Annotated in this window: 18 protein-coding genes, 2 pseudogenes and 1 riboswitch; of the genes and pseudogenes, 2 read left to right on the forward strand and 18 right to left on the reverse strand. The window is 43.2% G+C overall.

The window, feature by feature from the left end:
* Positions 1-208: 208 nt before the first annotated feature.
* The 7 genes and pseudogenes from LKD42_RS07680 to LKD42_RS07710 all read right to left on the reverse strand — a co-directional run bounded on the left by LKD42_RS07680 (position 209) and on the right by LKD42_RS07710 (position 7611).
* Entirely contained in the window at positions 209-1219 is a 1011-nt protein-coding gene (locus LKD42_RS07680; protein ID WP_022118728.1) for a GGGtGRT protein, read from the reverse strand.
* A gap of 19 nt (positions 1220-1238) precedes the next feature.
* Positions 1239-1931 carry an iron-sulfur cluster assembly scaffold protein gene (locus tag LKD42_RS07685; RefSeq protein ID WP_022118727.1) on the reverse strand — a complete coding sequence of 231 codons (693 nt, stop codon included), beginning with the start codon at positions 1929-1931 and terminating at the stop codon, positions 1239-1241.
* 172 nt (positions 1932-2103) lie between these two features.
* Positions 2104-3156 carry a lysylphosphatidylglycerol synthase transmembrane domain-containing protein gene (locus LKD42_RS07690; RefSeq protein WP_248835314.1) on the reverse strand — a complete coding sequence of 351 codons (1053 nt, stop codon included), beginning with the start codon at positions 3154-3156 and terminating at the stop codon, positions 2104-2106.
* Positions 3146-3706: a hypothetical protein gene (locus LKD42_RS07695; protein ID WP_022118725.1), complete on the reverse strand. Its 561-nt coding sequence runs from the start codon at positions 3704-3706 to the stop codon at positions 3146-3148. Before LKD42_RS07695 ends, LKD42_RS07690 begins: the two co-directional genes overlap by 11 nt.
* A 17-nt stretch (positions 3707-3723) precedes the next feature.
* Positions 3724-4752, reverse strand: a pseudogene (locus LKD42_RS07700) (glycosyltransferase family 2 protein).
* Positions 4753-5067: 315 nt separating this feature from the next.
* Positions 5068-6558, reverse strand: coding sequence for a threonine synthase (gene thrC / locus LKD42_RS07705; protein ID WP_248835315.1), 1491 nt, complete (start codon positions 6556-6558; stop codon positions 5068-5070).
* A gap of 195 nt (positions 6559-6753) precedes the next feature.
* Positions 6754-7611: a cell wall hydrolase gene (locus LKD42_RS07710; RefSeq protein ID WP_147631236.1), complete on the reverse strand. Its 858-nt coding sequence runs from the start codon at positions 7609-7611 to the stop codon at positions 6754-6756.
* Positions 7612-8003: 392 nt separating this feature from the next.
* Positions 8004-8079: riboswitch (Fluoride riboswitch) on the forward strand.
* Positions 8080-8215: 136 nt separating this feature from the next.
* Between LKD42_RS07710 and LKD42_RS07715 the strand changes: the two genes are divergently transcribed.
* Positions 8216-9421, forward strand: a complete 1206-nt coding sequence (locus LKD42_RS07715) for a cation:proton antiporter (RefSeq protein WP_248835316.1) — start codon at positions 8216-8218, stop codon at positions 9419-9421.
* Positions 9422-9457: 36 nt separating this feature from the next.
* Here LKD42_RS07715 and LKD42_RS07720 read toward each other — a convergent pair whose 3' ends face one another.
* From LKD42_RS07720 to LKD42_RS07765, 10 genes are all read right to left on the reverse strand, one after another.
* Positions 9458-9940, reverse strand: coding sequence for a helix-turn-helix transcriptional regulator (locus LKD42_RS07720; protein WP_248835317.1), 483 nt, complete (start codon positions 9938-9940; stop codon positions 9458-9460).
* 95 nt (positions 9941-10035) lie between these two features.
* On the reverse strand, positions 10036-10176 hold the full coding sequence (locus LKD42_RS07725; RefSeq protein WP_248835318.1) for a hypothetical protein: 141 nt from the start codon (positions 10174-10176) through the stop codon (positions 10036-10038).
* Positions 10139-10510 (reverse strand): hypothetical protein, encoded by a 372-nt coding sequence (locus LKD42_RS07730; RefSeq protein ID WP_248835319.1) that lies wholly within the window; start codon positions 10508-10510, stop codon positions 10139-10141. The genes LKD42_RS07725 and LKD42_RS07730 overlap by 38 nt, the downstream gene beginning before the upstream one ends.
* Position 10511: 1 nt before the next feature.
* A complete protein-coding gene (locus LKD42_RS07735) occupies positions 10512-11111 on the reverse strand; it encodes a helix-turn-helix domain-containing protein (RefSeq protein ID WP_248835320.1) in 600 nt (199 codons plus the stop codon).
* Positions 11112-11315: 204 nt separating this feature from the next.
* Complete coding sequence (locus LKD42_RS07740; protein ID WP_147631222.1) at positions 11316-13001, reverse strand: Na/Pi cotransporter family protein; 1686 nt, start codon at positions 12999-13001, stop codon at positions 11316-11318.
* A gap of 416 nt (positions 13002-13417) precedes the next feature.
* Positions 13418-14563, reverse strand: a complete 1146-nt coding sequence (fucO, locus tag LKD42_RS07745) for a lactaldehyde reductase (RefSeq protein ID WP_248835321.1) — start codon at positions 14561-14563, stop codon at positions 13418-13420.
* A gap of 221 nt (positions 14564-14784) precedes the next feature.
* A complete protein-coding gene (locus tag LKD42_RS07750; protein ID WP_331464834.1) occupies positions 14785-15351 on the reverse strand; it encodes a TetR/AcrR family transcriptional regulator in 567 nt (188 codons plus the stop codon).
* A 31-nt stretch (positions 15352-15382) separates the two neighbouring features.
* Positions 15383-17812 (reverse strand): Ig-like domain-containing protein, encoded by a 2430-nt coding sequence (locus LKD42_RS07755; RefSeq protein ID WP_248835322.1) that lies wholly within the window; start codon positions 17810-17812, stop codon positions 15383-15385.
* 75 nt (positions 17813-17887) lie between these two features.
* A complete protein-coding gene (locus LKD42_RS07760) occupies positions 17888-18091 on the reverse strand; it encodes an Rrf2 family transcriptional regulator (RefSeq protein ID WP_248835323.1) in 204 nt (67 codons plus the stop codon).
* Positions 18092-18145: 54 nt separating this feature from the next.
* Positions 18146-18694, reverse strand: coding sequence for a class B sortase (locus LKD42_RS07765; protein WP_248835324.1), 549 nt, complete (start codon positions 18692-18694; stop codon positions 18146-18148).
* Positions 18695-19000: 306 nt separating this feature from the next.
* Between LKD42_RS07765 and LKD42_RS07770 the strand changes: the two are divergent.
* Positions 19001-19180: pseudogene (locus tag LKD42_RS07770) on the forward strand (IS110 family transposase); the annotation flags it as partial.
* Positions 19181-19384: 204 nt separating this feature from the next.
* On the opposite strand, the gene LKD42_RS07775 reads toward LKD42_RS07770, so the two are convergent.
* On the reverse strand, positions 19385-20266 hold the full coding sequence (locus tag LKD42_RS07775; RefSeq protein ID WP_248835325.1) for a leucine-rich repeat domain-containing protein: 882 nt from the start codon (positions 20264-20266) through the stop codon (positions 19385-19387).
* Positions 20267-20431: the final 165 nt, after the last annotated feature.

A 20431-nucleotide genomic window follows, 5' to 3' on the forward strand; every position in this document is an offset into this window, starting at 1 on the left:
TTTTTCACAGGGTATGGTCTGAGAATGTTTCAGCCCAATGCCAACAAAATATAAAACCAGTGCCACTGCCAATAGCTCTGGTTTTATATAATCGGTGCTCTGCACACTTGAAGCGGGGGAATGCTTCTCTGCGTTCAAAATAACAGGCACTCTCCTTTACGGAAAGTGCCTGTTATTTTCATTTAAATAAAACTTTTTTGTTTATTTTTTAGAATTTACCAGCTTTTGCTGCTTCCTCGATCGAAACTGCAACTGCAACAGTCATACCAACCATTGGGTTGTTACCTGCACCGATCAGACCCATCATTTCTACGTGAGCCGGAACAGAAGAAGAACCTGCGAACTGTGCATCAGAGTGCATACGTCCCAGAGTATCTGTCATACCATAAGAAGCTGGACCTGCAGCCATGTTATCCGGATGCAGTGTACGTCCTGTACCACCACCGGAAGCTACTGAGAAGTATTTCTTACCTTTTTCAAGACATTCTTTTTTGTATGTACCTGCAACCGGATGCTGGAAACGTGTCGGGTTTGTGGAGTTACCTGTGATAGAAACGTCAACGCCTTCTTTCCACATGATAGCTACACCTTCCGGTACACTGTTTGCACCGTAGCAGTTTACTTTTGCACGAAGTCCTTCAGAATAAGCTTTTCTGGATACTTCTTTTACTTCGTTTGTGTATGGATCATACTCTGTCTCAACGAATGTGAAACCGTTGATTCTGGAGATGATCTGTGCAGCGTCTTTACCCAGACCGTTCAGGATAACACGCAGCGGTTTTTTACGAACTTTGTTTGCTTTTTCTGCGATACCGATCGCACCTTCAGCAGCAGCGAAAGATTCGTGACCTGCCAGGAATGCGAAACATTCTGTTTCTTCTTCCAGCAGCATTTTTCCTAAGTTACCATGTCCCAGACCTACTTTACGTGTGTCAGCAACAGAACCCGGAATACAGAAAGACTGAAGACCTTCACCGATTGCAGCAGCAGCATCAGCAGCTCTTCTGCAGCCTTTTTTGATTGCGATTGCAGCACCTACTGTGTAAGCCCAGCAAGCATTCTCAAAACAGATCGGCTGAATGCTCTTGACCTGAGCATATACATCCAGTCCAGCATCTTTTGTGATCTTTTCAGCTTCTTCGATAGAAGCAATTCCGTAACTATTTAAAACAGAATTGATCTTGTCAATTCGTCTCTCATATGATTCAAATAAAGCCATTTCCTGTTACCTCCTCTAATTATTCTTTACGCGGGTCAATAATCTTAACAGCATCAGCTACGCGGCCATACTGACCTTTGGATTTTTCCCATGCAGTATTAGGGTCATCACCTTTTTTGATGAAGTCTGTCATCTTTCCAAGGTTTACGAACTGGTATCCGATGATCAGATCATCAGCATCCAGAGCGATGCCTGTTACATAACCTTCTGCCATTTCAAGGTAACGAGGACCTTTCTTTAATGTACCGTACATTGTACCAACCTGTGAGCGAAGTCCTTTACCCAGGTCTTCCAGACCAGCGCCAACTGCCAGACCATCTTCAGAGAAAGCACTCTGGCTTCTTCCGTATACGATCTGCAGGAACAGTTCTCTCATAGCGGTATTGATAGCATCACAGACAAGGTCTGTATTCAGAGCTTCCATTACAGTCAGACCCGGCAGGATCTCAGCAGCCATAGCAGCAGAGTGTGTCATACCGGAACATCCGATGGTCTCTACCAGAGCTTCCTGGATGATACCTTCCTTTACATTCAGGCTCAGCTTACATGCACCCTGCTGAGGAGCACACCAGCCTACACCATGTGTAAATCCGGAAATGTCTTTAACTTCTTTTGCCTGTACCCACTTTGCTTCTTCTGGAATTGGAGCAGCGCCATGATGAACGCCCTGTGCAACTGGGCACATTTCTTCTACTTCACGTGAATAAATCATTTTAAGACTCCTTTCAAAAATAAATTGCATATAGTAATTAGCCGCCTCCCTTTTTTTGCGATCACAGGAGGCTGCAAAATACTTTCACATTATTTTCTCATAAATCGACGATTTCGTCCAGTCTTTTTTTAACAAACCGGATTCTTTTGTCTTTTTTTGTCCGGAAATGCCTCTAAGATTTGGCTTCTTCGCTTCGCCAGGATCCTTTCAGGCCTTTTCTGCGGACGCTGAAATGACAGTACATGGCGGTAACAGCACTGACGATCAGCAGAAAATAGAAATTCAGACCTCTTGTCAGGCACATGGACGCCGGAAGCAGTGCCCCTTTAAAGACCTGTCCAAAGGATGCTTTGTACATAATCTCTGTGATTCCCTGTGCTCCCGGAAGCGGCAGCATATCAACTGCAATATAAACAGATGCCTGAAGGATCATGATACTGAGCACAGATTCTCCGGTAAGCCCCATGCCTTTGTAGATCAGCCAGGTCATAAAAAACACACTGCATCTCTGGATAAACGTCAGGATCAGCACAAATGCGATCTTGTTTTTATGCCCGATCAGAAATACAACTGCTTCATGGTACTGATCTGCCATCTCGATCAGTTTTTCTTTTCGTTTTCCTGATTTTTTGAGAATGTGCAGTTTTTTGAGCACTGCTTCGCCGCCAAGTACCAGACTCTTAAAGCAGCGTGGGCTGATCATGACAAACAGCAGGATCACCACCAGTGCCGTATTCAGAAACAGTCCAAGATAATAAAGATAAATATAGTTTCCAAGATATCCCATCAGCTGCGTGCGGTAAAAAAGCAAAATGGCAACGCCCATAAGGGCCAGTACCAGTTTGTATACCACCGCCACCGTCATAAGCACCACGCTGCTGTCCGATACTTTATGCCCTTCTTTCTGCATGTAATAAAGCTGCATCGGCTGTCCGCCTGTTGCAGACGGTGTGATACCGGAATAAAAAAATCCCACAAACGAATATTTGATGCAGGAAAAAAGAGGGGTTTTCCCCTCCAGACTGTCAAGAAGATACCAGATCATAATGCCTTCCGCGGATGTAAAGAACAAAGCCGTAAGAGCTGCAGCCACCAGATAAACCGGGCTTAAAGTCTGCATGGCAGCAACTACGGTATTCATATCATTTCCCTGAAAAATAACCACAATGGTAGCGGTCAACAGTAGCAGGAAAAACGCCGCACTGATCAAATTTTTACGATTCATAAGCTGCTCCTATCATTAAATAAACCTTTCTGTTAAAATCATGCAGAGATCCTTCGAAAATGGTTTCTGTCTGTTCCAGTTCGTAAAAATCCCTTGGTGTCACAAGCGAGAAATGCTTCTGGAAAAGCGAAATGCCATTCTGCTCCAGGATATTCGTCACAAAAGAAGAACAGGTATAATGATTCTTCTGATAAAACGGTATCTGAAACAGGATGAAAGGCAGTCCGATAATACAGTAGTGATATCGCTTTCTTTGTTTATAGCACTGCAAAAGCTGTCTTGCAATACTTTTTTTCTGTTCTGCCGTACACTGCATACGGACTACTTTATATTTTGCATGCGGAAATACTGCCTCGATCTCCAGCGTATTTTCTTTTTCAAAGCCGGCGATCAGCGGAACGGCCGGATTCCTTCTACCCACACTGTAGGCCTCTCTTAGATCGGCATCCATCGAAAGGACCACATGCACATAAGGGATCCCGATCACCCTACGGATGATGGACGCAAAGAATCCCGGTGTATCCACAAAAGCCAGATAAATCTGTTCCATAGCTTCTCTCCTTCCGATCAGTTAAAATGATAGCACTGTTTTGCCAGGCGATAACCTGCCAGTGTAAGTGCCGTCCCTGCTTTTCCAGGCAGATAAGTAAAACCGCTCACGGTCCCGAAGCGAAGCTTCCAATAAAGACCGTTTCCTCTTCTTCTCATATACTCCCACAGTTCGTTTCTTTTTTCCATTGCCTCTTCCGTTCCGATCAGCAAAAGATGAATGGAAGAAATCGACAGCATGATTGACAGATTCCGTACCAGATAATCCGCCAGTTTTGGATGTTCCTTCTGTACTTGCTTCAAATCCGCACACCCGGAAACCATTTTTGTGACCAGAATCTGTTGGTCGATCCTTTTCATCAGCACCTGCTCATTGACCGACTGATCCTCTCTTCCAAGGAAATAATGGTAGAGATCCAGATCCAGGTACAGGATCGTCTTTACAAACGGAAGCGGCTGGTTGGCAAACAGATCGTCCACATAAAACGTATGCCGCGGCAGGCGTACGCCTGACCTTCGAAGTACTTCTGTCCGGCAGATCTGAGCGTGCATCACAAGGTACTGCGATGGATGAAATTTCCCGATGGTATCCCAAGTACAGACTTTTCCATCGCGAAATACATTCTCATAGCCCATCCGTTTCTGTTTTCCTTCATATAAATGGTCGTACAGATAGTTGCAGATGATCAGATCCGCTAAAGCCCTCTGTCTCTTTCTTTTTCGGATCTCCGTCAATAACTTTTTCAGAGCTTCCTCATCCAGCCAGTCATCCGAATCCACCACTTTGAAATATTCTCCGGCTGCCAGAGACAGTCCTTTGTTCACTCCGGCTCAGTGACCACCGTTTTTCTGATGTACCGCTCTGACTGTTTCCGGATACTTTTCTGCATAGCAATCTGCGATTTCACCGGTCCGATCCGTGGAGCCATCATCGATCACGATGATCTCTACCTCCTCGCCTCCCGCCATCAGCGACCTCAGGCATCGCTGCATGTAATCCTGCGAATTGTAGCATGGCACTGCAAACGTGATCAATTTTTCTTTCATCTATTCATAAATCCCTTCTTAATAGTTTTTGTGTTCATCTTGGTATCATGATACCTGTGAATTGCTCCGTTATAAAGTAACTTCCATCTGATATATTATACATAGTATAATATGCCGCCGCAACGCCCGCTTTCTTAAACTTTATTTAATTTCTTATTGCATTCTTCAGAAACCACAGCTTCCCGGATACGCAAAAACAGGAGATGGAACATGGAAAAACGGTGCTCCTTCTCCTGCTTTGGTTTTAAAATATGATGTTATGTTTCAAAGATGTCCTGCCATTACTTCATGCTTTATAGCTTCAGATCCGGCATCTCAGATATTTAAGAACTGTTTTACGATCTTTGGCATATCCTCTGTCTCTACCACATTCTTGTGAAGAACCGGTGCGGTACGGATCTCTTCGATCGCCTGCGGAACTTTCACACCGGACAGTTTGCTCAGTGCGTCTACCAGTTCGAAATCACCCATGCCTTTGTACTTTTCTGCATCAAGGGCATCCATAACACTTCTGGTGAATTTATACGGACTTGCTGTTGATGCGATCACGGTCTTGGTCTGATCACCGGTCTCTGCCACATACTTGCGGTATACTCTGGAAGCAACAGCGGTATGTGTGTCCATAATATAACCTGTTTTTTTGTAAACTTCTGCGATTTCTTCGGCAGTTTCTTTTTCATTTGCATAGTTGCCGTAGAAATCTTTCAGCTGAGCTTTCATCTCATCTGTAATCTCATATTTGCCTTCTGCTGCCAGATTCTGCATCAGAGTTACATCTTTTGCTGCATCTGCACCTGCGATCTTGTAGATCAGACGCTCCAGGTTGCTGGAGATCAGGATATCCATGGACGGAGATGTTGTCAGAATAAACTCACGATTTCTGTCATACGTTCCGGTGCGGAAGAAATCATAGAGAACCTTGTTGTCGTTGGAAGCACAGATCAGCTTGTCGATCGGCACACCCATGTTCTTTGCATAGTAGGCTGCCAGAATATTTCCGAAGTTTCCGGTAGGTACTACGACATTGATCTTTTCTCCCTTTGCCACTTCACCGTTTGCATACATTTTTGCATAAGCATATACATAGTAAACAACCTGCGGAACCAGTCTTCCGATATTGATGGAGTTTGCGGAAGAGAACTGGTATCCTGCCTTGTCCATCTGTGCTGCCAGTTCTTTGTCACCAAACATTTTTTTCACGCCTGTCTGTGCATCATCAAAATTGCCATGGATCCCTACTACAAAAGTATTGGCACCTTTCTGTGTTACCATCTGCTTTTCCTGGATCGGGCTTACGCCGTTTTTCGGATAGAATACAATGATCTTTGTTCCAGGTACATCTGCAAATCCCGCAAGTGCTGCTTTTCCGGTATCTCCGGATGTTGCTGTGAGGATCACGATCTCATTCTTCACCTGATTTTTCTTTGAGGATGTGGTCAGAAGATGCGGCAGAATGGACAATGCCATATCCTTAAAAGCAATCGTCTTTCCGTGGAACAGTTCCAGATAATAAGCCTCATCTTTTTTTACAAGCGGAGCGATCTCCTTTGTATCGAATTTCTCATCGTATGCTTTTGCGATGCAGTCTTTCAGTTCCTCTTCCGTAAAATCGGTAAGAAACTGACGCATAACTTCATATGCAGTCTCCTGGTAGCTCATCCCTGCAAGGGTGTCCATATCTGCTTCCAGTGCCGGAAGACTCTCCGGTACAAACAGACCGCCATCATCTGCCAGTCCTTTCAGGATTGCCTGGGATGCAGTTACTTCGACATCGTTACTTCTGGTACTTTTGTATAAAAGATTCATAACAGCCGTCCTTTCCTTCAAACGCCATATTTTGCGATAAACTTTACGGGAGTCACCTTACATCTGATGCAGTCTCTCCACGCTTAATTCCAGATTATAACATACCTTTTTTCACTGTGCAAGAGCAAAGGAACGAAGTTGAGAAAAACCGGAGACACTTCTTACCATGCCCCCGGTTTTTTCTCATGCAGCGGATCATTCATCCGCAAAACAGAAAAATTCGTGTCCGCCATATTCAAACATCTGCACCAGATTCTGGTCAAACCAGACCATATTCTGGGCTTCCGCACTGGCACGTGCTGCAAAGAACAGTGCCCCCTGCGAATAATCTTCCCCGGCCAATGCCCGGTCTACCGCCTCGATCGTATCATCCGTGATCGAGACCGTATAGATCCTGCCGTCGTCGGTAGGGGAAAACTGCGGCGAACCGCCCGCCGTCTGCCAGACAACATCGTAGATCGTATCTGGAAATCTGGAATCCTTTACACGATTGAGCACGACATTGGCGATCAGGATCTTACTTTTGATGTCTCCCCCTGTCGCCTCCGCTTCTACGATCTGAAGAAGTGTGTAATAATCATTCCCATCCATCTGATTTTCCAGCACTTTCTGCTGTGCATAATAGCCGATGCTTCCGATGTTTTTTGCACACTCCTCCACGTACTTCTGGTAGAGGGCATTTTTTCTGATTCGTGATGTTCCGGCAAGGATCTCCTGATTCGCCGTCTCAAGATCAACGCCATCCGCTGCCTGCGAGTACGCTTCCAGCTTGTTTACGCTGGCAACAATTCCCATCAGACCTGCCTGAAGCTCCTCTTCCTTCACATCCTCACCCTCACCTGCTTCTTCTGCATTTCGGGAGGCTTTTACAGCATATACCTGATTCTTTCCTCCTCCGGTAAAACTGCCCGCTGTAAAAACCAATACAGCCACCACAACTGTACCTGTCATAAGAACTGCACAGTTGCGATAAATCTGTTTGCTGAGTGTACGTGAAAAACATACCTTAAAAAAACCACAGATATTATCTAAGATCACTCCCAGCAGCCACATAATGCCATTCCTCCTTCCGCAGTTGATGTACCTGCATTATAAGTGAAGAATTTGTTACATGTCAAGGTAAATGTTACAGATTCGTTACATTTTACAACATATTTTTTTCAGTCACATACAATTTTATGAGATGTTTCCATAATTTTATCACATTTCAAACATTATTTGTTGCAATATGTATAACCTGTTTTCTTGATTTTTGTCATTTTACCCAAGTAAATTTTCGGCATTTTTCAACTTTTGAACAATAGATGTTTCATTTTCGTTTACTTAATTGTTGATTATGTCATTTTAACATTTTTGAAATATTTGTAATATTTTGTAGTTATCCACATTTTCCTCTGAGCAGCTTATTCACTTTCTCCTTTACAAACAAATTCTTCCATTATATAATGACTGCCGGGAATGAGGTTCTCCCTGGTTTTTAACCAAACCGCTTGTATATAAGCTGATGACTTCTGCGATTTCGCAGGATCACCAGCTTTTTTTATGCGAGCAACAAGCCAAAGTCCGTGCTTGCACGAGACCTTGGCGACTGCCGCGATAACTTGAGAAACCCGCAAAGCGTGTTTCTCATAGTTTCATTATAATAAAGGAGGTCTTTATGTTAACATCACTTGCACTCATTTTTCTGACCGGCCTGCTCCTGGCATCTCTTTTTGAGAAGCTGAAGCTGCCCCGTATCATCGGTATGCTGCTTGCCGGCATTTTGCTTGGTCCGTATGTGCTGAACCTGCTGGATGATTCCGTATTATCCATATCATCCGATCTGCGGCAGATAGCACTGATCATTATCCTGATCAAGGCCGGGCTTTCTCTGAATCTTTCTGACCTGAAAAAGGTCGGTCGTCCTGCGATTCTGATGTCCTTTGTTCCCGCCACATTCGAGATCATCGGATATGTTCTGCTGGCACCGACTTTGCTCGGCATTTCCAAAATCGAGGCAGCAGTCATGGGATCTGTGCTCGCTGCCGTTTCCCCTGCCGTCGTCATCCCGCGTATGGTCCAGCTCATGGAAACAAATTATGGCACCGAAAAAAGTATACCCCAGCTCATTATGGCCGGGGCATCCTGTGATGATATTTTTGTCATTGTACTGTTTTCTACATTTTCGAGCATGGCTCAGGGTGGTTCTGCAAACATCATGGATTTCGTAAACATTCCGGTATCCATCCTGCTTGGCATCGTGATCGGTGCCATGATCGGTTACCTGCTCGCCCTGTTTTTTGAAACCTGCCATAAACAGGAGCATAGCATCCGCAGCAGTCTGAAAGTCCTGATCCTGCTCAGCCTTGCTTTTCTCTGCATGGCACTGGAGAACCGCCTCAAAGGAATCGTTGCCATTTCCGGACTTCTTGCCGTTGTCAGTATGGCATGCGTGTTAAAGCTGAAAAGTCCCATCGATGTCACCAATCGTCTGTCACTGAAGTTTGGCAAGCTCTGGATCGCTGCCGAGATCCTGCTCTTTGTACTGGTCGGTGCCGCTGTAGACATCCGCTATACGATGCAGGCCGGAATCGCCGCAGTCGCCATGATCCTGCTGGCTCTTGTTTTCCGTGCCGTCGGTGTCTGCCTGTGCATGACAAAAACTTCACTGAATTTCAAAGAACGTCTTTTCTGCGTGATCGCCTATCTTCCAAAAGCAACCGTTCAGGCTGCGATCGGTTCCGTCCCACTTTCCATGGGACTTGCCTGCGGACAGATCGTGCTCTCTGTCGCAGTGCTGGCGATCCTGATCACCGCACCGCTTGGAGCGATCGGTATTGACCGGACTTACAAAAAGCTGCTTGTCCGCGAGGATACGCAGTGATTCTGAGAAGAATATGTCAGCTTTCGCTGACCAGAATCACGCACCAAGTCTCACGTGCGTTCGACTTGAATTTTGCCGCAAAAGCCAGATGCCGAGAACAATCCCCGCAACTGCAAGAACGGTGACACCAAGCATCGGAAATTCTGTCAAATAATACAGGAAATTGGTATAGGCACTTCCTTCTGCCATGAAAATCCATTCCTGATACATTTTTGCAAACAAAGGAAGTAAAAGGGTCAGAATGATACCGCCTCCAAGGCATAACATTCCGCTCTTTCGCTTCCTGTCTTTTTTTCCGTTCTCTTTTGGATATCTTTCTCTTCCTATTAAAATATAGTCCGTTGTTACCTCATACAGATTACTCATCGCAATGATATTATCCAGATCCGGAGCAGTCTGTCCATTTTCCCACTTTGATACCGCCTGCCTGGAAACCTGAAGTCTCTCCGCCAGCTGCTCCTGAGAAAAATGATGCTCTTTTCGAAGTCTCTGCAAACGTTCTGCCATCGTCATATCCATCCCTCGCTTTCGTTTTTCTTTATCATACCAGCCGTGAGGAAAAATAACCAGCATAAAGCGGTTGCAGAGGAGAAAAACTACATTATAATCCGCTTTCAGCTTCCCAAAAATCTCTTGATCAGTCCGCCAAGCAAAACCGTACTATTCACCGTATATACCATAGCTGCTGCACCAGTCCCTGCCAGTGCAAATGTAGTCTCACCGGCAAGTACCGGCAAGAAAAAGAAGCCAGCCATAGGAACAATTCACGATCTCTACAGACTCTTTCACTTCTTTAATCTCAGTCAGATGGTTTTCTTTCGGTTTTTGAGGTTTTCCATAGATCACCCTTTTCCCAGCCTCTAAACCAACGTTTTTGACAAATGTTCCAACTAATTCCATCCCTGCTTTTTCTATAAATGATGCCGGCATAATCATTTCCTCCTTGTCCAGAACTTCTGCCAGACTTTCATATCCCATATAATCTGCCTTATACCATCTGTCTCCAACTTTCCATTTTCGCTGATCTCCTTTCGAAGTATGACCTGTTTTATGAAATGGAGAATGGTTATCGAGATTCAGTCTTTTCATTTCATTCCTCCTTTTTCAGAATCATAATCCACTGGTGATCTCCTTCCATACGCCCCTGTGTTTTCTCTACAATCAGCAGTGGATCATAAAATGGAAGATTCATTTCTCTTAAAATTTCTTTTGCATGGTCACGAGTCCTTGGAAAACAGCGATCTTCCAGAAAATATTCAAAATCTTTCCAATCCGGATTTTCTATAACTCCAAAAGCTCTTAACAAAATCTGTTCTGTATAATTATGGATTGTGATCTTCTCATGTCTAAAATCAATATCAATGGTAGTACATAAATCATTATGATTCATAAAGTTCATTCTCATTTTGACATCTGGATCTTCACTGAATCGATGGGCACGTTTTAGCTGATTATAGATTGTCTGACGTGAAACCTGATATTTTCTTGCAAGATCTGAGATACTCTCTCCATGACTATATAATGCCACCATTTCTGCTGCTTGTATCTCTGTAAAAGAATTCTTTCTTCCGGAAATATTTCTCTGCTTTTTTTGATTATAAGATGCCACATCTCTTGAAATTTTCTTCAGCTGTTCCAGATCTGTTGTTCCAAAAATTTCCAGTATTTCATTTTCAAATGTTGTCCCCATGTGACCATTCCTCCTTTTTTCAAGTATAACATGCTTTACATGAATGTTAAGAAATTATTATTTGACACTTATTGTCTCCAAAAGGCATAAAAACCCCCGGTGTGCCAGCACCGGGAGTTTTTTCAAGTATAGTTCTTTTTATTATTTTTTATTCACAAAATATTTTTTTATTTCTCTTAACTTTTTCTCCTGTTTTTCTTTCCTTTATGCTACGGTCTCCAGATAGGTCTGACCTGCTTTGCCCTGCACGGCATCTACGATGTTGATACAGCAGTTGCCCATTCGGTCAATATGGTGGATAATGCGGTTGTATGGCTCGGTAAGTTTTGCTTTGCATTTTCCTTCACCAACACGTTCTACATGGGATTTTCGCATCTTGATACCAAGATCGAGGATCTTTTCTTTCTGTTGCAGAATATCTTTTGCAGCCTCCGTATTTCCGGTCGCCATCATCTGAACGGCTTTCGTAAACATTTCTTGGATTAGCTGCAGGCTGTGCCGCATATCACGCATGGCATCTTTGGAATATTTATATTTTTTCTCCTCTTTATCTTTCAGGGAGAGACAGACTTCTCTGCAAAGGGCACTCATACGATCCACATCACTTAAAATATACATGATACCTGCTGTCTGGTTTGCCTGCTCTTCGGTCAGTCCGCCGGATGCAAACAATTCGGAGAGGTATTCGGTGATTCGTTCGTAAAGTTTTCTGGTATCTTCGGAGTTCTGGATCACTGCTTTTATTTTCTCGCTGTCACTTTCTGTGGATACTGCGATCAGTTCTTTTAAGTTGTCGCTGACCAGCTCGATACATCTTGCCACTTCTTTTACGACCAGCTGAAGTGCTGCGGTCGGCTGTGAAACCAGTTTGGAATCCAGAAACTGCGGTTCTGCGTTGCTGTAGACTTTTTTCTGTCCGTCCGGAATGATTTTCATAACGATCTTGACCATCAGCCAGATCAGCGGTACCCAGATGACCGTCATGGTAATATTAAACAGGGTATGTGCATTTGCAATCTGTCTGGAAATAACTGCAATCTCCGGTCCTTTCGGAGAGATATACTGGATCAGGGCTGCGTATGGTTTTACAAACCAGATAAACAGAAAACATCCGGAAATGTTGAAAATGCAGTGTGCAAGTGCGGTTCTTTTTGCATCTTTGGTCTGTCCGATACTTGCAAGCAAAGCTGTAATCGTGGTTCCGATGTTATCACCAAGCAGAATCGGGATTGCTCCGACAAGACCTAGGATACTGCTGACGCCGTCCGGTCCAGGCTGTTCTGCAAAGTTCTGTAATACTGCGATCGTGGCACTGCTGCTCTGTACGACAAGTGTCATCAGGGTTCCTACGGCTACACCAAGAACCGGAATATGAGAAACCTGCTCGATCATGTCTGTAAATATCGGGCTGGATGCCAACGGTTTCATGACGCTTCCCATCGTCTCGATTCCAAGGAACAGAAGGCCAAATGCAAAAATGGTTTGTCCGATGTTTTTTGCACGTTCGGATTTTACTACAAAACTAATGATAAATCCGATAAAAATAATTGCATAAATATAATCACTTAACTTAAAGGCAATGATCTGTGCCGTCATCGTCGTTCCGATGTTGGCTCCGAGGATGATGGAGATTGCCTGCGGCAGATTCATCAGTCCTGCACTTACAAAACCAATCGCCATAACGGTTGTCGCACTGCTGCTCTGCAGAACGGCGGTTGTCAGTGCTCCTGCCAGAACGCCAAGGATTGGATTCTTGGTAAGCAATGCCAAAATCCGTTTCATTTTTTCGCCTGCTGCCTTCTGAAGGCAGTCGCTCATCATATTCATTCCGAAAATGAACACTGCCAGACCACCGAGCAATCCAAATATTACCTCTAATGTACTGTTCATGATTTCTCCTTCTTCGCTTTACATACGTTTTTCATTTCAGATTCGTTCTTTATTCGGTATGCAGCACATTTTTTCAGGGGCTTGGAACTTTCGCCCCGCACCCCCTGCATCACCAAAGCATCTACAGTATAACGATGCAATGTAAAGTCCACGACAGTGTAATGTAAAATCTGTGTAAAGTCTCATAAGGACAAAGCCACTATTCTTCAAAATTTTTCTTATCAAGTTTATGTAAAGCAGGCAATGGTATGCTTCTGTATGCATCAAAAAGATCACATATCAAAATGTTTTTATGCATTTCAGTATGTGATCTTTAAGGTATGTATATCTTATTTCAAGTCGAACACACGTGAGATTTGGCAGACAATTCTGGTCAGCTTTGCTGACATTTATCTACTTTGCAGCAATATCTGTTTTTACATAATTTTGCGGAACAGATCTTTCAGGTCTTCTACGCTTGCATCTTTGGGATTGCCCGGTGCACAGGCATCTGCATGAGCAGATTCTGCCAGGAAATCAAGGTCTTTTTCTTTGATTGCTTCCAGTTTTGTCGGGATTCCGACATCAACAGAAAGTTTTCTTACGGCATCGATTGCTGCTTTTCTGTATTCTTCTACGGACATATTATCAACACCTTTGACTCCCATCGCACGTGCGATCTCACGGTATTTCTCGCCTGTGCAGTCCTGATTGTATTCCATAACGATCGGCAGCATCATTGCACATGCAACACCGTGCGGTGTATCATAAACAGCACCTAAGGTATGTGCCATGGAGTGTGCGATTCCAAGTCCTACGTTTGAGAATCCCATGCCGGCGATGTACTGGCCAAGTGCCATGCCTTCGCGGCCTTCCTTTTTGTTTTCTACTGCATCTCTTAAAGAAGCGGAGATCAGTTTGATCGCTTCCAGATGGAACATATCGGTCATTTCCCATGCAGCTTTTGTAGTATATCCTTCGATTGCATGTGTCAGGGCATCCATACCGGTCGAAGCAGTCAGTCCTTTCGGCATGGAGGACATCATTTCCGGATCGATCACTGCGATGATCGGCATATCGTGCGGGTCTACGCAGACAAACTTACGTTTACGCTCTACATCGGTGATAACATAGTTAATCGTAACTTCTGCTGCTGTTCCGGCTGTGGTTGGTACCGCAATGATCGGTACACATGGGTTTTTGGTCGGTGCAGTTCCTTCCAGACTTCTGACATCTTCAAATTCCGGATTGGCAATGATGATACCGATTGCTTTTGCAGTATCCATGGAAGAACCGCCGCCGATGGCGATGATATAATCTGCTTTGGAATCTTTAAATGCCTGAACACCATGTTTTACATTGTCGATGGTCGGGTTCGGCTTGATATCAGAATAGAGCTGGTATGCAAGTCCGGCTTTTTCCAGCAGATCTGTCACTTTTGAAGTAACGTTGAATTTAACCAGATCCGGATCAGAGCATACAAATGCTTTCTGAAAACCGTGTGCCTGTGCTTCGTTTACGATCTCTGTGATCGCACCTGCACCATGAAAAGAGGTTCCGTTTAAGTTGATTCTGTTTGCCATAGTTATTACATCCCTTCTGTAAAATTTTAACGTTTCCGGCAATGATTTTGCTGTATCTATATAGCTGTGCATCATCATTCCGTTTCACTTTGTTATTATCTTAACACTTTTGCACAAAAAGAAAAGTGACAAAACAGACTAAATGTAACATTTATCAAAAATACTTTGCAACGAAATCACAGGCAGATATCTGCCTGTCAGAATCCGGGACAATCTATTGTTTACCTGACCATATCCAGTTTCTCAAACAGTTCTTTTAGTTTTACCGGCATCGCTTCTACCATCAGTTCTGCCAGTCCTTCTGGTGCGGCCATCTTTTTCCCAAGCACCCATTTTACGGTCATATAGACAGAACTTCTGCAATACATTTCCAGCAGATCATGCATCTCTTCTTTCATTTTACATCCGGTTTTTTCCTGGATCAGATTTTCATAAAATGCCAGAATCAGTTCAAAATCATGTTCCCTCAGAGAATTCTGTTCATCATAGCGGAACGCTGCAGCAAAAAACTGTTTCTCCTGCTCAATGTAGGTAAATTTCCGCACAAGTGCATCGTAAACGCTTGTTCCTCTTCCCATATGCTCAAACGACTGATCCAGGATTTTTCCAAAATACCAGTTGATAAGGTCAAATTTATCCAGAAAATTGCGATAAAAGGTCTGTCTGGTCAGACCACATTTTTCTGCCAGCTGCTTTACTGTGATCGCATCCACTTTGGAAGTCTTCATACATTCCTTCATGGCTTCTGCTAATTTATACTTGGTTTTTTCGTTTTTCTCCATCTCCATTCCCTCGTCTTCAAATACTGAGGTGGCGGCTTTATCTGTTTTTTACTTTTCTGACTGCAGACCATGCACCGAATTTTTTCGTTCCGTTTATCTTCTGATAAGCCCGTATCCTTACATAGCATCCTTTTTTGTTTTTTAATTTCTTATTCTTTACGACGAGTTTTTTCGTATTTTTCGTTATGTACTTTGTTGTTATTGCACCTTTGTTTTTCTTTGCTTTTCCTGAAGTCGGATAGACTTTGATCTGATATCCGGAAGCTTTTGACACTTTTCTGGCAAGCGTTATGGTCACTGTCGGGGACGCCTTTCTCTTTTTTGCACTTTTGATACTCGCTTTTCCGAGCTTTATGCTGCTTTGTGTATCCGGCTTTCTGTCAGGCGTCTTTTCATCATCTTTTCCGGTTATCGTTTCCGCCTTTTTCTGCACCACTGTAACTTTGCAGTTCGCTTTGATATTTCCCGCCTCGCTTACCGCTGTGATTACAGCAGTTCCTGCGGCATGTGCTGTAATTTCTCCACATTCATTGACGGTTGCGACTGCCGGATTTGTGCTTGTAAAATAAATCCTCTTATTTCTGGCATCTTCCGGATGTATGATCGCTGTCAGTTTTTCCGTGCTTCCCGGCGTCAGCTCCATACTCTCCTTATCAAATAAAATCTGCTGCGGTTCTTCCTTTCCATCTGAAGAAAGATATGCTTTTTCATATACCGTTCTGTAAGTATAGGAGGCATCTTTTCCATCCCGGTCATTCAGATGCTCATAAGTGATCTCATAGACGCCGCCCACTTTAAAAGCAATGGAATTGTCCGCATATGAGATCAGCGTACCATTGACCTGATATGCCTGAGAATCCAGAAGATTCGCCGGATCAATTTTCCAGACTGCTCCACTGTTCAGACATCTGACCGTCACTGTCGTATCTGACGTCGGTTTCAGTCCATTGTAAAACTGGCATGTCCACATTCCGGACGGTGCAAAACCACTCTCTGAAATGGTAACTCCTTTTGCCGGCCATGCCACAACTTCTGCATCATAATCCTGTGTTCCTGTCATTTTGTGGCATCCCTGCTGCAATGTATTTCCTACACCGATGTATTTCCATGACGGATTCAGCAGATTATAGCGATGTCCTCTGCTATAATATTGCCCGGTTCCATAACTGTCGTCCAGGGCATTACTGATACTTCCAATGATGTTTGTGCTGAGAATGCCGCACATAAACAGATTTTCTCCGGAACCGCTCTGGCACTTTGCATAGTATTCATCGCTTAATCCGTCCAGTTGAGGCGGAAAATGCGGATTTGGATTGCTGATCTTGTTTTTGGACAGATACACCGTATAGGTTGATTTGCACTGTGCATCTGCGGATAACTCTTCTGAATACTCCAATGGATTCAGTCCACCGCCTGCACGGATCGCATTCAGAAAATCCACTGCCCCTTTTGCAATTCCTTCGCTTAATTTTCCTCCTTCTATTGTATCCAGAGAATCATAGGACGGTTCTACTTCATAATAAGATTTTTCTGCATTAAATTCTTCTACTGATTTTGCATAATAATCTCTCGCCTGTTTCAGCTGCTGCTTTTCCTGTGCCGTGTACGCTACAGGATTCCATTCTGCCAGCAATTCCTTATTGACAAATCCATTGATCACCCAGTACTGGCTCTTGTCGCTTCCTTTTGGATAATACATGAGTCCTATCGCATTTCCATTTTTACAGGTATAATTTTTCCCTTTTTCTGCAAATTCCAGCGGATTTGGATAGCGATATTCCGGAAAACTGATCAGGCTGCTTCCCATCAGCTGATAGCAGGCACTCTGCCCAGTATCATTACAATAATCATATACCGTGCTGTAATTATCTGCAAGCTGTGCCCCGACATTAAACAATTGTTCGTCAAAACAGGTCGGCGTGTCATATCCATGCAAATAAGATACTGCATTCCACATCTCTGCCGCATGTTTATTGAGATTTCGGTTATTTTCCGTCAGATTTGCCCCAAATCTTTCGTAGGCATCCGAATGATACTTTGTATAATAAATCACACCATATAAATTATCATCATAATCTGTGGCTTCATAACCCAGGCGTACATAATGGTCTACCTTATCTTCATAATTATATACATTCGTCTCAAATCCCGGGCTGACGCTTCCATAGCAGACGATCACACCATCCGCATCTGTCTCCAGATACAGATAGTCACTGTACTTATCCCCGTAAAACGTATAAGCATATCCGCCCCAGTAAGATGGCGTTGTAAGCTTTGGTTTCCCAAACAGCTTTTCTACCTCTGCGATCTTCATGCCACTGTTTACTGTTTTTCCTCCTACTGTGATCAGTCTGCCTTCTATATTTGCTGCAGCACTTACAGTCACAGACATTGCAGGAACAAACGTCATGATCAGAAGCATCACTGCCATAACAAGACATCCCGTTTTCTTTCGCAAATTTTTCATTTTGCTCTCCTCCTTTTGCCAAATATCCGCTATTGTGAAGCTTTTTAAAAATTATAGCATCTGCCGGTTATTTCTTCAATAGACAGGTTTGCAAAATACCATGAAATAGTTTCTCCGAAAGGTCATTCTAGCGTCTTTTAATCTTTTTGTTATCTTTGGAATATAACTTTCCGGTATTTTCAAGGCTTCCGACAGTTGTGCCGCCGTGACAGTCTCTTTTCGCAAAGCCAGGTAATATACGATCCTTACTGCATAATCTGTTGTAATTTTTAACTGCATAATGCTGCCCTCATTTCTGTAATCTTCCTTTTTTTCGTCTCTGGTTTTCATTTATCAGAATGCCGAAATAGATGGCTGAATCAATGCATAAAATTCTGCTCCATGGTCCTTGCCATTAAAAAACAGATTCCCGTATGGATGTTCCTCGAAATATGTTTTGTCGGTAAACATTCCTACATCTCCAAACATCTTGTGTTTTTCCATATGGTGCCCATAGATCATGGTATTAAAATCGGAAAAATCCGGCTGATTGGCACAGTGCAGAAAAATCGAACTACTTAAGGAATATTTCCCCTCTGCATCTGTGTTCATGTAAGTATCATCATCTTCTGCCTGCAATAACGGATAATTGATGTTGGTGTCATTCACCCGGATCCAGCCGATGATGTCCGGATTGATCTTCTGTAATTCTTTAAAAGATTTTGTATGTTTTTCTGTCGGTATATAAGCTTCATAATTTCTGGCATCTGCCGCCTGATATACCTGGTTTGAATCCCAAAGCATATAGCAGGAGAGGAACATTACCATAAGGATCAATAATAATGCCGTAAAATTTACCAGATGATCGAGCATTCTGACTATGAACTTTGCCGTTTTTTTCATATAAGCTATTCCTGTAAGATCCTTTCCTGTCTGTTAGATTTTGTATCTGTCAGATTTTGCATCTGCTGGATTTTGTATCTTTTATATGTTTGGAATTTCGTAATAGATTCTCCTTGCCTGTCGCAAAATTCCAAGCATACAAATTCCGTTTTTTTTGATAAAAGGGAATGCGATGGAGTTTCGCCGCATTCCCTTTGCTGTTTCTTTTATGCTTTTATGAAATTATTTCTGTACTTTTTTGCGTTTGAAAGCAACGAATCCAAACAGTGCCGCACCGCAAAGAGCGATCATCAGAACGTATGGAAGATTCTTACTGCCATCTACCAGATGCTGTCTACCGGTGAGGAGTGGAATCCGAGCAATCTTTATAAAATCGATATGCCTGTAGCTCTTGTTGAAAAACAAAAGGCAAAAGCTATCAGACAGGCAAAGAAGCTATTACAACGTGAAGGAACACTTCCACCTGATAAGCCATTAGCTTCTTAATCTATTTTTTTAACTCTATAACACTTCAAAAAAGTTGCCTGCCTTAGACAGCTTATTCAAGTGCGCCAATTTATGGCTTGTTTCTACTTTCTTTCACACTATCTCCCTCTTAATAAACTTATTAGAGGCTACCTTTTCGCAGAATACAAGACATACATGACATGTCCAACTCTTGAAAAGCTAGCCTCTTTAATTACTTTTTAATTATTTAATTTTAAGTTTCTTCTTAAACAACTTAATGGCTTTCTTATTTCCTTTAAGTTTAGTCTTCTTAGACTTAATATTTTTCTTTGCTTTCTTGCTAAATGCATTCTTCTTTACAGTCTTAAGTTTGTCACCTTTGAATGTAATCTTCTTAATCTTGTTATCTCCTATAAATGCCTTAGAACTTATTGTCTTAACTGCTTTTCCAATTACTACTGTTTCAAGTTTTGAGCAGTTCTTAAATGCATTTTTTCCGATAACAGTTACCTTGTTACCTATTGTAAGCTTCTCAAGGGCCTTGCAGCCGGCAAACGCATTGTTACCAATTGTTGTTACATTTAATCTATATCCCTTACAATCTGCTCTGTCCGGAATTGTAACTTTCTTTATTTTATTCTTTTTAGCAGCTACTACACCAATAACCTTTGATTGTCCTACTGTTGCAGTATCAATTGATGTAATCTGGTATATTAAATTTCCTGCCGTATATGTCATTCCAACGTATACGCCGTAGCTATTGGTATGGCTGCTGCCTGTTGCGGGGATCGTTGCGGTTTCAAGAACCTTCTTGCAGACGGTGCATTCCTTATGCTTAGCGCCTTCTGCGGTTTCGGTAGCTGCCGTGTCAATGATCCACTCGCTGGTGCTGTGAGCCGCTTCGTCATTTTTGTCGTGGCAACGAGAACATTCATGCCAGTGGTTAGTATCATCAGACTTCCATTCTGTGCCTGCGGTATGTCCGGGAGCCGGAATCTTCACACTGGTTTTATCGGTAATTTCTACCGATCCTGTTGCATCTGCGAACCACTTGTCACAGCCATCGCAGGTGTAGTATGCGGAATTGCCCGCAGTAGTGCAGGTGGCAGCTTTCGCAGCAACCAAAGTCAGATTGTGAGTGTGCGGTACAGTTTTGTAATATCCGCAGGTGTCGCAAACATTGTCAGAACCGTAATCGTGAGCCGCTTCGTCCTTTTTGTCGTGGCAACGAGAACATTCATGCCAGTGGTTAGTATCATCAGACTTCCATTCTGTGCCTGCGGTATGTCC

It is taken from the genome of Hominisplanchenecus faecis (assembly GCF_020687205.1).
GTDB classification, from domain to species: domain Bacteria; phylum Bacillota; class Clostridia; order Lachnospirales; family Lachnospiraceae; genus Hominisplanchenecus; species Hominisplanchenecus faecis.

Coding starts and splice junctions, on each gene's coding strand:
- LKD42_RS07680 (WP_022118728.1), bottom strand. CDS start 1,219: ATGGCTTTATTTGAATCATATGAGAGACGAATTGACAAGATCAATTCT.
- LKD42_RS07685 (WP_022118727.1), bottom strand. CDS start 1,931: ATGATTTATTCACGTGAAGTAGAAGAAATGTGCCCAGTTGCACAGGGC.
- LKD42_RS07690 (WP_248835314.1), bottom strand. CDS start 3,156: ATGAATCGTAAAAATTTGATCAGTGCGGCGTTTTTCCTGCTACTGTTG.
- LKD42_RS07695 (WP_022118725.1), bottom strand. CDS start 3,706: ATGGAACAGATTTATCTGGCTTTTGTGGATACACCGGGATTCTTTGCG.
- thrC (WP_248835315.1), bottom strand. CDS start 6,558: ATGAATCTTTTATACAAAAGTACCAGAAGTAACGATGTCGAAGTAACT.
- LKD42_RS07710 (WP_147631236.1), bottom strand. CDS start 7,611: ATGTGGCTGCTGGGAGTGATCTTAGATAATATCTGTGGTTTTTTTAAG.
- LKD42_RS07715 (WP_248835316.1), top strand. CDS start 8,216: ATGTTAACATCACTTGCACTCATTTTTCTGACCGGCCTGCTCCTGGCA.
- LKD42_RS07720 (WP_248835317.1), bottom strand. CDS start 9,940: ATGGATATGACGATGGCAGAACGTTTGCAGAGACTTCGAAAAGAGCAT.
- LKD42_RS07725 (WP_248835318.1), bottom strand. CDS start 10,176: ATGGCTGGCTTCTTTTTCTTGCCGGTACTTGCCGGTGAGACTACATTT.
- LKD42_RS07730 (WP_248835319.1), bottom strand. CDS start 10,510: ATGAAAAGACTGAATCTCGATAACCATTCTCCATTTCATAAAACAGGT.
- LKD42_RS07735 (WP_248835320.1), bottom strand. CDS start 11,111: ATGGGGACAACATTTGAAAATGAAATACTGGAAATTTTTGGAACAACA.
- LKD42_RS07740 (WP_147631222.1), bottom strand. CDS start 13,001: ATGAACAGTACATTAGAGGTAATATTTGGATTGCTCGGTGGTCTGGCA.
- fucO (WP_248835321.1), bottom strand. CDS start 14,563: ATGGCAAACAGAATCAACTTAAACGGAACCTCTTTTCATGGTGCAGGT.
- LKD42_RS07750 (WP_331464834.1), bottom strand. CDS start 15,351: ATGGAGATGGAGAAAAACGAAAAAACCAAGTATAAATTAGCAGAAGCC.
- LKD42_RS07755 (WP_248835322.1), bottom strand. CDS start 17,812: ATGAAAAATTTGCGAAAGAAAACGGGATGTCTTGTTATGGCAGTGATG.
- LKD42_RS07760 (WP_248835323.1), bottom strand. CDS start 18,091: ATGCAGTTAAAAATTACAACAGATTATGCAGTAAGGATCGTATATTAC.
- LKD42_RS07765 (WP_248835324.1), bottom strand. CDS start 18,694: ATGAAAAAAACGGCAAAGTTCATAGTCAGAATGCTCGATCATCTGGTA.